General features: G+C 63.2%; 7 protein-coding genes and 1 pseudogene. All 8 read left to right on the top strand.

Annotated features, from left to right (window positions below; genetic code table 11):
- Nucleotides 1–21 precede the first annotated feature (21 nt).
- Nucleotides 22–918 carry a 2-dehydro-3-deoxygalactonokinase gene (locus GKE62_RS05945; protein ID WP_154691439.1) on the top strand — a complete coding sequence of 299 codons (897 nt, stop codon included), beginning with the start codon at nt 22–24 and terminating at the stop codon, nt 916–918.
- Complete coding sequence (locus GKE62_RS05940; protein WP_154691438.1) at nt 915–1,580, top strand: 2-dehydro-3-deoxy-6-phosphogalactonate aldolase; 666 nt, start codon at nt 915–917, stop codon at nt 1,578–1,580. Before GKE62_RS05945 ends, GKE62_RS05940 begins: the two co-directional genes overlap by 4 nt.
- Entirely contained in the window at nt 1,577–3,397 is a 1,821-nt protein-coding gene (locus GKE62_RS05935) for an IlvD/Edd family dehydratase (protein WP_154691437.1), read from the top strand. Before GKE62_RS05940 ends, GKE62_RS05935 begins: the two co-directional genes overlap by 4 nt.
- 137 nt (nt 3,398–3,534) lie before the next feature.
- A complete protein-coding gene (locus GKE62_RS05930; protein ID WP_230206951.1) occupies nt 3,535–6,618 on the top strand; it encodes a TonB-dependent receptor in 3,084 nt (1,027 codons plus the stop codon).
- A gap of 120 nt (nt 6,619–6,738) precedes the next feature.
- A complete protein-coding gene (locus GKE62_RS05925; RefSeq protein WP_230206950.1) occupies nt 6,739–7,560 on the top strand; it encodes a family 16 glycosylhydrolase in 822 nt (273 codons plus the stop codon).
- On the top strand, nt 7,557–8,723 hold the full coding sequence (locus GKE62_RS18825) for a sugar-binding domain-containing protein (RefSeq protein WP_154691435.1): 1,167 nt from the start codon (nt 7,557–7,559) through the stop codon (nt 8,721–8,723). The genes GKE62_RS05925 and GKE62_RS18825 overlap by 4 nt, the downstream gene beginning before the upstream one ends.
- Nucleotides 8,723–10,789: a glycoside hydrolase family 2 TIM barrel-domain containing protein gene (locus GKE62_RS05915; RefSeq protein WP_230206949.1), complete on the top strand. Its 2,067-nt coding sequence runs from the start codon at nt 8,723–8,725 to the stop codon at nt 10,787–10,789. Before GKE62_RS18825 ends, GKE62_RS05915 begins: the two co-directional genes overlap by 1 nt.
- Nucleotides 10,786–11,283, top strand: a pseudogene (locus GKE62_RS19370) (sulfatase-like hydrolase/transferase); the annotation flags it as partial. The gene GKE62_RS05915 and the pseudogene GKE62_RS19370, both read left to right, overlap by 4 nt.
- Nucleotides 11,284–11,461: the final 178 nt, after the last annotated feature.

Raw genomic sequence — 11,461 nt, 5'->3', positions numbered from 1 at the left:
ATATTCTGGGAGGCGGGCACGATGATCGTGGGCGACTGGGGAACGACGCGCCTGCGAATGTTCCGATCGGCGAGGGCGGACGCCGACAAGCTGGTCGGTCCGGGAATCGGGCAGTTGCGCGCCTCGCCCTCCCAGACGTTGGCGGCCATGCTTGAGCCGTGGACCGAACCAGCCCTAGAGAGCGGTGTCTTGCTGTGTGGGATGGCCGGCTCGCGCAACGGTCTGATCGACTTGGGCTACGTCGAGTGTCCCGTCGGCTTCGACGATTGGAGCGCCCAGGTCGGGATCGTCGAGGGATTTGCCTATCCGGTTCGCGTGGCGACGGGGTTGAAGGGGGCGAATTTTGCTTACCTGCCTGACGTCATGCGCGGGGAGGAAACTCAGGTGTTCGGGGCGATGGTCATCGAGCCCAGGCTTGCCTGCGGCGAACATGTGATGGTGTTGCCCGGGACGCACAGCAAGTGGGTCGTCACCGCTGGCGGGACGATACGCAGCTTTCACACCTTCCCGACGGGCGAGCTGTTCGCGCTGCTGCGCGACCATTCCACCCTGGTCCGTGCCGGCGCGGATCCAGGCGATGTCGATGCCGGGTTCGAAGCCGGGGTGACCCAGGGACTGCGCCATTCGCTGGCAGGACTCTTCGCCGCCCGCGCAGCCCAGCTGGTCGACGGTCGCACCCACGGGTGGGGCCTCGGCTTCCTGTCCGGATTGCTGATCGGCGGCGAGCTTGGCGAGGCGCGCGCGCTGATCGGAGAAGCCGCAACGACCTTGACGGTGATCGGCGACCCTTCGCTGTCGGCATTGTACCTTCAGGCCGGCAAGCAACTGGGCCTCACCATGACCCTTTACGATGGCGACGCCTGTGTGATCGCGGGCCTGGGTCGGCTCGCCAAAATTTGCGAGGAACAAGCGAAATGACGATCACGGACCTGCTGAATGGCGGAGCTCCGCCTCTGGTCGCTATTTTGCGAGGCGTGACTCCGAACACGGCAGCCACTGTTGGAGAGGCACTCGTCGAGGCCGGTATCAGGATCATCGAGGTCCCGTTGAATTCGCCCGACCCGCTTCTGTCGATCTCCCGGTTGGTGGAGGCCGTCGGGGATCGAGCCGTATGCGGCGCTGGCACAGTCCTGGACATTGCCGCAGTCGAACACGTCGCCCAAGCGGGCGGCAAGCTCGTCGTCTCCCCGAATACCAATCCTGCGGTGATTGCCCAGGCGATCGAATGCGGCATGGAAGCGATGCCCGGCATCGCTACGCCAACCGACGCATTCAGCGCGGTTGCGGCTGGCGCGCGCCGTCTCAAGCTGTTTCCCGCAGCACCGCTGGGACCCGGCTATCTCAAAGCGCTTGGTGAAGTGCTTCCTGCGGGGACCAGCGTCTGGGCGGTGGGCGGCACCGACGCCAGTTCGCTCCATTCGTGGCTGGAAGCCGGCGCCGAGGGAATCGGTGTCGGCGGCGCCCTGTTCCGTCCGAGCATGTCTATCGAGGAAATCGCGAGGAATGCCGAGGGGCTGGTCGAAGCGTGGATGGACATAACGCCCGCTGGAGTCCCCAAGAGCGAGGCGGTTGTGCGATGAGCAAGAGCAGCCCCATCGATAACGGCGCGGTCGAAGCTCCCCGGTTGCGGTCGCGGTCCTGGTTCGACAACCCCGCCAACCCCGACATGACCGCGCTGTATCTCGAGCGTTATCTCAACTTCGGGCTCAGCCGTGACGAGCTGCAATCGTCCCGTCCGATTATCGGCATCGCGCAGACCGGAAGTGATCTCAGTCCGTGCAATCGCCATCACCTCGTTCTTGCCGAGCGCATCCGTGAAGGCATTCGCGAGGCCGGTGGCATCGCCATCGAATTCCCGGTTCACCCCATTCAGGAGACGGGCAAGAGACCGACCGCGGGTCTCGATCGCAACCTTGCGTACCTTGGACTCGTCGAACTGCTTTACGGCTACCCGCTCGACGGCGTGGTCCTTACGATCGGCTGCGACAAGACCACCCCAGCCTTGCTTATGGCGGCGGCGACGGTCGACATTCCGGCGATTGCGCTTTCGGTCGGGCCCATGCTGAACGGCCGCCAGGGCAATCGGCGCGTGGGATCCGGAACGATCATCTGGGAGGCCCGCAAGAAGCTGGCAGCCGGTGAAATCGACTACGAAGGATTCGTCGACATGGTGGCTGCCTCGGCCCCCTCGACCGGCTACTGCAACACGATGGGCACCGCCACCACGATGAATTCGTTGTGCGAGGCTCTGGGAATGCAGTTGCCTGGGTCGGCTGCCATTCCTGCGCCTTACCGGCAGCGCCAGGAAATGGCCTATCGTACCGGCAAGCGCATTGTCGACATGGTGCGCGAAGACCTGCGTCCATCGGCGATCCTGACGCGCGACGCCTTCCTCAACGCGATCGTGGTGAATTCGGCGATCGGCGGATCCACCAACGCTCCGGTCCATCTCGCGGCGATCGCCAGGCATGCGGGTGTAGAGCTCGATCTCAGCGACTGGCAGCGGGTCGGCCATGATGTGCCGCTACTCGTCAATCTCCAGCCAGCCGGCGAGTATCTCGGCGAGGACTACTATCACGCGGGCGGCGTTCCCGCCGTGGTCGGCCAACTCATCGACGTAGGGATGATCCGCGAAGAGGCGCTGACCGTTACCGGGCGCAGCATCGGCGACAACTATCGCGGAACGACGACCGCGCTGCCCGAGGTCATCCGTCATTTCCACGACCCCCTGCGCCAGCAGGCGGGGTTCATCGTGCTGAACGGCAATTTCTTCTCGAGCGCGATCATGAAGACCAGCGTCATTTCCGAGGAGTTCCGCAAGCGATACCTTTCGGATCCCGACCATCCGGAAGTCTTCGAAGGACGCGCGATCGTGTTCGATGGCAGCGAGGATTACCATCATCGGATCGACGATCCCGTTTTGGCAGTGCAACCTTCAGACATCTTGGTCATCCGGGGCTGCGGACCGGTCGGCTTTCCGGGCGCGGCAGAGGTCGTCAACATGCGCCCACCCGACTACCTCATCCGTGAGGGCGTCATGCAAATGGCCTGCCTCGGAGACGGCAGACAGTCAGGGACCAGCGCCTCGCCTTCGATCCTTCACGTCACTCCCGAGGCAGCTAGTGGCGGCGGCATTGCGCTTCTCGAAACGTATGACCGGATGCGGATCGACCTTAGACAGCGACGCGTCGATGTCTTGATCGACCAGGCCGAAATGGAACGGCGGCGGGAGCAACTGACCGCGGCCGGGGGGTATCGCTACCCAGCCTCCCAAACGCCTTGGCAGGAACTGCAACGGCAGCGGGTCGGCGGGCTTGCCGAGGGGGCAGTGCTCGAAGGCGCCGAACTCTACCAGCGTATCGACAGAACCTTCGGCATACCGCGCGACAGCCACTGAGTGTTGTCCGAGGCCGCCGGACTGATCGCCGGTCAAGGCTCGTCTGATCTTCAAAAGCATCGTTGACAGCCTCGCCGAACTAGCTCATATCTTATTTATCGTATCATTAAGATATGAGTCGGGTTGGGGAGAGGATAATGCGTCAGGTTCTGGGGCAATCGGCGTGCACATGGGCTTTGGCGATCGCCTGCTTGAGCGCGTCCAGCGGGACAGCTTGGGCCCAGACGGCGGACAAGCCGGCGGCTACGCCCGATGAACCCAAGCCTAGTGAAAACGTGATCGTCGTTTCCGGCGTACGCCAGAGCATCGAGAGCGCGATCGACGACAAGCGGCGGTCGACCGAAATCAAGGATTCGATCACCGCCGAGGATATCGGGCAGCTCGCCAACGACAATATCTCCGAAGCACTCCAACGCATCGCCGGGGTGCAGGTCAACCGCAGCGACGACGGCGAAGGCCGGGGTGTCCAGATCCGCGGCCTTTCGGAAAACAACGTCCAGCTCAACGGCGAGACGATCTCGGGCACCGCTGCCGAGCGCGGCGTGAACTTCCAGGATCTGGGCGCCGAGCTGTTTTCGGGGGTCGAAATCCTCAAATCGCCGACCGCGGATGCGATCGAAGGCTCACTGGGCGGCACCATCAACCTGAAGACCCGCGCACCGCTCGACGGCAAGAAGGACTTCGTCTTCAACGCCACTGCCACGCAGAAGCATGCCGAGATCGGAAGGCTCTGGAACCAGGACGCGTCGGTGCTGGCGATCAAGCAATTTCGCGACACGCCGATCGGCGACATCGGTGTGCTTGTCAATTTCGGCTACAAGGAAACCGCGAGCGTCGCCGAGGTCTATGGCGGCGGCGATTTCGAGGAAGCTCCGGCGATCTGGATTCGCAAGACCGGGGCGGATGTTCCGCAGAACAATCCGACTTCGACCAACGCCAATTTCAACTTCTTCTTTCAGCCCACGATTTCCGGGCAGGCCAACCCCTATCGCTATGATCTCGCCGAGGATCCGAACAAGGACGGCGTGAGCGATTCCAATGACATCTACTATATTCCCGGCCAGTTCGGGTTTTTCGAACGCACTCGTGACGATACAAAGAAGTCGTTCAACGGTTCGCTCGAATGGAAGCCGGCGAACAACCTCAGGATCCGCTTCGACACGGTCTTGACCGATATCGAGGAAAATCTGACCGGGGCGAACTACTCGATCAACTTCAACGTGCCGCGTGCGGGCCCGCTGATCGGCGGCCCGGGCAACGTCTATACCAAGCTCGAGGATACGCCGGCGCTTGGCTCGGTGTACTACCTGCAATCCGGTCGCATAGCTTCGGCGACCAACCGCGTCGGCGCCGCGCCGTCGGTGAACACGGTCAATCGTAAGTCTCAGCAATATTCGCTCGAGGCGACCTGGGACGTCACCTCTTCGCTGACCTTTTACGCCAAGGGTTCGACTTCACGTGGCAAGGCGAACACCGACATCCAGGCGCAGCTCAGCACCGGCATCGAACAGCAAGGCGGCGCCAACACGACGTTCAACGCGCAGGACTTCTACAACTTCGTCGATTTCGACCAGTCACAGGGAAAAATCCCGAATGTCACTTTCTACGAGGATCCGTTTCCCTCGCCCGCATACGGGGTTAACGCCGTGGTCGCGCCGACCGCCCTCAAGGCCCTCAACCCCGCCGACATCAACTACGTACGCCAGCGTTATTTCCAATATCAGCGCAATGCGTCCGACACCAAAAACCGCGACGATTCGGTGCGCTTCGATCTCACTTGGGATCCAGGCTCGAGCTTCTTCAAGGCATTCAAGCTCGGCGGGCGCTGGGCCGAGCGAAGCTTCCAGCGCGCGGTCTATCAGAACCCCAACCAGAACGCGGGCGTCTTCACCGCCTTCGACGGGGTGCGCGCGCCGGCCCAGTTGGTCAATATCCAGCGCATCCCGGTGAATCCCGCGTCGACCACAGACGCCGGCGCCGCGGCGACTTCCGTCTTTCTTCAGCCGTGCATCAACTCGGCCGGGCGCGCCGGCCTGCTGGCTCAGTTCGACAGCAATCTTCCCCGCGTATTCGGATCGACCGCCGGCTGCGATCTGAAGGCGGTGGAGGCCTACTTCAACCTGATCGACATCCGGGCGGTCAACCCGGCGACAGGCGCCGGCTATTACGAGCAGGTCGCACAGCGCTTCGATGTGAGCGAAGAGACGCTTGCCGCCTATCTTCGGGCCGATTTCAGCACCACGTTTAGCGGCATCGATCTGTTCGGCAACGTCGGCGTCCGTTACGTCAAGACCAAGACCACCTCTGGCGGGTACATTCCCAGTGCGACCACGACGGGCGCATTCGACACGGTGAAGCTGCCGGGCAAGTACGATGACTGGCTTCCCTCAGCCAATCTCAACTTCGCGCTCACCCGGGACATCATCCTTCGTGCTGCCTATACCCGTTCGCTGGGCAGGCCCGGCCTGTCGATCATTTCGCCGGGACTCTCCATCACCCGCAGCGACGTCGATCCCAACTTCGACGGCTTCGGCACCGCGGGCAATCCCGATCTCGAGCCGGTCCATTCGAACAATTTCGATGCTTCGCTCGAATGGTACTACGACAAGGGCAGCTTCGTTTCCGTCGCGGCGTTCATGAAGAACATCGATCCGACCATCTTCCTCGGGTCGGCCCAGGTGCCGCTACAGATCGGCAACGAGGTCTTCGCGGTACGCACCTATGACAACTTCGGCGGCACCAAGATCAAGGGCATCGAGCTGGGGATGGCGCACGCCTTCAACTACCTGCCGGGATTCCTGTCACACCTGGGGGTGACCGCCAACTACACGATCGTCGATGAATCCAGCGACCTCGTGGACCAGGAAGGCGATCCGGTCAGCCGGCGCGACTTGTCGACCAAGGCGGCCAATCTTGGCGCCTACTACGACGACGGCAAGTTCAGCGCACGCCTCGCCTACAACTGGCGGAGCGACTTCACTCGGCGGGAAAATGTCGCGCTCGGCTTTGCCCGGCCCGAGACGCTGCCGGAAACTGAGGCGGCGCGGGACCAGCTTGACCTGGCATTGCGCTACAAGGTGAACAAGAACATCCGCTTCACCTTCAACGCGATCAATCTGACCAACACCGGCACGTTTCGCTATATCAAGTATCCGCAACTAGTGAACTATCTCGCCTACGCCGGCCGCAAATACAATTTCGGCGTCTCGGTCAGCTTTTGAACGATTGCGCGGGGCGTGGCTTTTCCTAGCCGCGCCCCGCAACAACCTGCGCAGGAGCGGAAGTTGCGTTACTTGACGTCTGTGGTGACCTTGTCGGCCTTCGGGTGCCTGGCGGCCGGCGTGGCAGCAGATACAGGGCCTGACCCGCTACTGCGTCCACCGGGCTATGCGCTCGTGTGGTCGGACGAGTTTGACAGAGAGGGCGCGCCGGATCCGGCGAAGTGGACGTTCGAACGAGGGTTCGTGCGAAACGGCGAGATGCAGTGGTATCAGCCAGACAATGCACGCGTCGCGGACGGGCGCCTGATCATCGAGGGGCGGCGCGAGCGCAAGCCGAACCCGCAATTCGGATCGCCTACGCTCAAGCCGCCCTTTCGTGAGCGCAAGTCGATCAACTTCACCTCGGCGAGCCTGTCGACCAAGGGGCTGCAAAGCTGGACTTATGGACGCTTCGAAATCCGAGCCAAACTTGTTGCGGAACAGGGCCTGTGGCCTGCGCTGTGGTTTGTCGGCACGGATGGAAGGTGGCCCGCCTGCGGCGAGATCGACCTGATGGAATTCTATCAGGGCCACATTCTCGCGAACTTCGCCTGGGCTTCGCGCGTGCCCGGGCATCCGGTCTGGAACAGCGTCCGGATTCCCGTCGCCGAACTCGCCGGCAATCCCGGCTGGGACGAGAAGTTTCACATCTGGACGATGGATTGGGATGAACGCAGGATCAGCCTGGGTCTGGACGGTCGCGAGATCAATCGGCTGGACCTCGCCAAAGTCCGCAACCGCGAAGCCCCGGGCGGCATCAACCCGTTCCACAAGCCGCAATACCTGATCATGAACCTGGCGCTGGGTAGCGCCAAAGGCGGGCCTCTCCGCGACACGCAGCTGCCGTCCCGGTTTGAGGTCGATTACGTCCGTGTCTACCAGCGCAAAGGTGCAATTCGATGAGACGCCGCGAACGAGCGCTGATCGCCCTGACCATGGCCCTTCTGTCCGGAAGCTTGCCCACGGTGGCGCAGGCGGAGCCCGATCCGCGAGCGCGGGCGGCTCTGCCCGACTGGGAGAACCCACAGATCAACGCCATCAACCGCCTGCCGATGCGCACGAGCTTCATCGCCTACGAAAGCGAGGAGCTTGCCCGGCAGGACGACCCGGCTCGGTCCGCCCGGCAACTCTCGCTCAATGGCCAGTGGTCGTTTCACTGGGCCAGGAACCCGTCCGAGCGCGCAACGGGGTTCGAGAAACCGGAATTCGATGTCGCCGCCTGGCCGCGGATAGCGGTGCCGGGAAACTGGGAACTGCAAGGTTACGACATCCCGCACTACATCAACCAGGAATACATCTTTCCGGCCAACCAGCCCTATCTGCCCGACGACTACAATCCGGTCGGCTCGTATCGCCGCGACTTCGATATTCCCAAGGCCTGGGCCGGCCAGACCCTCACCCTGCACTTCGGCGCGGTCCAGTCGGCCTTCTACGTGTGGGTGAACGGCAAGCTGGCCGGCTATAGCGAGGATTCGCGGCTCCCTGCAGAGTTCGACGTCACCCGGCTGATCCGGCCGGGCCGCAACACCATTGCTGTCGAAGTCTACCGCTTCGCGGACGGCAGCTATCTGGAAAAGCAGGATATGTGGAACATGAGCGGGATCTTCCGCGATGTTGCGATATCTGCGCGCCCCGCGGCGCACTTCGCCGACATCGTCGTCGGACAGGAACTGGGCGACGATCTCACCACCGGACAGCTGCGCGTAACCGCGCCGTTGTCGCCGGCGGCTGCGCGCTCGAGGGCGACTGTCGAGGTGACGCTGAGTGACGGCGACACGGTGCTGTATCGCGAGACACGCCCCGCCATCGGCACGACGGCGACCTTTGCGCGCGATCTTCCCGGAATCGTCCCTTGGGACGCCGAGACGCCCAAGCTCTATGCGCTGGATGTTCGCCTGGCCGACCGCAGGGGAGCGACGATCGAGGCCGTGCGCCGCATGGTTGGCTTTCGCACCGTGGCGATGCGCAACGGTCTGGTCACCGTGAACGGCAAGCCGATTACGATCTGGGGGTCAATCGGCACGAACACGATCCGACGACCGGCCACGTCATCAGTCGCGCGCTGATGGAGCAGGACGTCCGGATCATGAAGCAGCTCAACATCAATGCGCTGCGGATGTCGCACTACCCCAACGACCCGTACATCTACGAACTCGCCGACCGGTATGGCCTCTACGTCATGGACGAGGCCAACATCGAGAGCCACGAATACATGCGGATGGGCGACGAGGCCAAGCCGCCCAAGACCCGCGCCGACTATCAGCTCGGCTTCAAGCCGGAGTGGGAAAGAGCCCACCTCGAGCGCGTCGAGCGGATGATCGAGCGCGATCGCAATCACCCGTCGATCCTCTTCTGGTCGCTCGGCAACGAGGCCGGGATCGGTCCCACGTTCGAGAAGGCCGCGGCGCTCTCGCGCAATCTCGATCCCCATCGCCTGGTCAGTTACGGCGGATATGGCACCGTCGATGGTCCGGCGGTGCTGCCGTACGTCGATTTCTATTCACCGATGTACGATCCCCCTTCGGAACTGCTCGACTATGCGGCGTCAAACAATGCGCAGCCCGAAATCATGGCCGAGTATGCCCATGCCATGGGCAACAGCCTGGGCGGCTTTCGCGAGTACTGGGACACGATCTACGCGCACCCCACCCGCCTCCAGGGCGGCTTCGTCTGGGATTTCGTGGACCAGACATTCTACAAGAAGCTGCCCGACGGCAGGACGATATGGGCCTATGGTGGGGACTTCGGCCCAAGCCCTCGGCCGGATTCGGATAATTTCTGCGCCAACGGCCTCGTCCAACCGGATCGGACCTATAATCCCCACGCCTGGGAACTGAAGAAGGTCTACCAGCCGATCGATTTCCGGTTCGATCCCGCGCAAGGGCTCGAAGTCGTCAATCGCCTCGATTTCAAGGACGTGTCCGGGTTCACATTCCGCTGGCGCCGCGATGAGGACGGCAAGACGGTCGCAGGCGGCCCGCTGCCTACTCCGCAAGTGGCCCCCCGCGCGAGTGCCACGTTGCCGCTCCCGCCCGAGGCGACGGAGCAGGACGGCAAAACCGAAGCTTTCCTGACCATTGAGGCGATTGCACGCCCCGGCGCCATTCCGCTGATTGATGCAGGCGCGGTGGTGGCGTGGGAGCAATTCCCGCTCGGGTCCCCTCCCTTGAGGATTTCGCCTGCGGCCCACGGACGGCCAAAGTTCATTGAAAGCGGCACGACGGCTGCGGTGGTAACCAGGGAAGGCTCGGCATTCACGTTCGATCGATCGACCGGCCAGCTGGCATCGTGGCGCAGCAACGATCGTGAGATGCTCACCGCAGGCTTGGTTCCCAACCTCTGGCGCGCGCCGACCGACAACGATTCCGGGGCATCATGGATGTTGAAGACCTCCGGCATCTGGAAATCGGCCGTCGCCAACCGCAAGCTGACTTCGTTCATCGTATCCCGCAGCGGGCAGGCGGTCCGCGTCCAAACGGCCTATCGTCTGGGCGGCGACATTGCCGATTTCGCGCTCGACTACACGATCGCCGCCGATGGTTCGCTCAATGTCGCGGCGCGGCTCGATCCCCTCAAGGAGAAGCTGCCCATCATCCCGCGCGTCGGCACCAACCTGCAGTTCAAGGGCGCGTTCTCCAATCTCGAATGGTTCGGGCGCGGACCGCACGAAAATTACTGGGATCGCCGGAACGGCGCCGCGGTGGGCCGCTATTCGGCAACGGTCGCGGAGCAGTATCACGACTACACGCGGCCGCAGGAGACCGGCAACAAGACCGACGTGCGCTGGTTCGCCCTGCGCGATACGCACGGGACCGGCATCCTCGTAACCGGCGACGGATTGCTAAACTTCTCGGCGCTGCCAGTGCTGCAGAGCGATCTCGACCACGATCGCCGCCGCGGCGCGCCGCATCGCCACGGCGGCGACGTGACCTTCCGCGACCTCGTGAGCGTCAACCTCGATCATCTCCAGACGGGCGTAGCGGGAATCAACAGCTGGGGCGCTCTGCCCCTGCCGCAATACAGCATTCCGGCCAAAAACTACGCCTGGAGTTTCCGCCTCGTTCCCCTGGCGTCCGGGCAGGACCCAGCCGTCATCGCACGGCGCAACGCACCCGCAGGAGTTTCCCGATGATAGTCATCCGATCGGCGCGCGCCCGGATGCGCCGTATGGCGCTCGTTGCCGGCACGCTGGCCACGGGCCTGTTCGCGCCGCAACCGGTGCTCGCCCGCGCCGATGCCGCCGCGCGACCCAACGTGATCGTCATCGTCACCGACGACCAGGGTTATCGCGACGTCGGGTTCAACGGCAGCCCCGACATACCCACGCCCAACATCGACCGCATCGCGCGCGAAGGGGTCCGCTTCACGCGCGGCTATGTCGCGTTCCCGGTCTGCGCGCCGAGCCGCGCGGGACTCCTTACCGGTCGCTATCCGGCGCGCTTCGGCTTCGATCGCAACCCCAACGGCGACCCGGCCGATCCCAAGGGCGGCGTTCCGCGCACGGAGCTGATGCTGCCTGAAGCGATGAAGGCGGCCGGCTATGCGACCAAGGCGATCGGCAAATGGCACCTGGGAACGCATCCGACCTTGCGCCCGCGGGTCAGGGGCTTCGACGAATTTTACGGCTTCATCGAGGGCGGCCACCAATATTTCCCGGGCCTCAGCCGCATGAACGACATCAGCCAGTCCAAGGTGACCTACGACTGGTACTACTCGAAGCTTACCGACAACGGCGTGGCGGTCGAGTTCAAGAAATACCTGACCGAGGGAATTCTCCGACCGTGCGGTCGAATTCGTCGATCGG

It is taken from the genome of Novosphingobium sp. Gsoil 351 (genome assembly GCF_009707465.1).
GTDB lineage: Bacteria > Pseudomonadota > Alphaproteobacteria > Sphingomonadales > Sphingomonadaceae > Novosphingobium.
This window is presented reverse-complemented; position numbering and strand designations above follow the sequence as displayed.

Excerpts from the sequence above, each read along its gene's own strand:
- GKE62_RS18825 (WP_154691435.1), top strand. The coding sequence starts at position 7,557 with ATGAGACGCCGCGAACGAGCGCTGATCGCCCTGACCATGGCCCTTCTG.
- GKE62_RS05945 (WP_154691439.1), top strand. The coding sequence starts at position 22 with ATGATCGTGGGCGACTGGGGAACGACGCGCCTGCGAATGTTCCGATCG.
- GKE62_RS05940 (WP_154691438.1), top strand. The coding sequence starts at position 915 with ATGACGATCACGGACCTGCTGAATGGCGGAGCTCCGCCTCTGGTCGCT.
- GKE62_RS05930 (WP_230206951.1), top strand. The coding sequence starts at position 3,535 with ATGCGTCAGGTTCTGGGGCAATCGGCGTGCACATGGGCTTTGGCGATC.
- GKE62_RS05935 (WP_154691437.1), top strand. The coding sequence starts at position 1,577 with ATGAGCAAGAGCAGCCCCATCGATAACGGCGCGGTCGAAGCTCCCCGG.
- GKE62_RS05915 (WP_230206949.1), top strand. The coding sequence starts at position 8,723 with ATGGAGCAGGACGTCCGGATCATGAAGCAGCTCAACATCAATGCGCTG.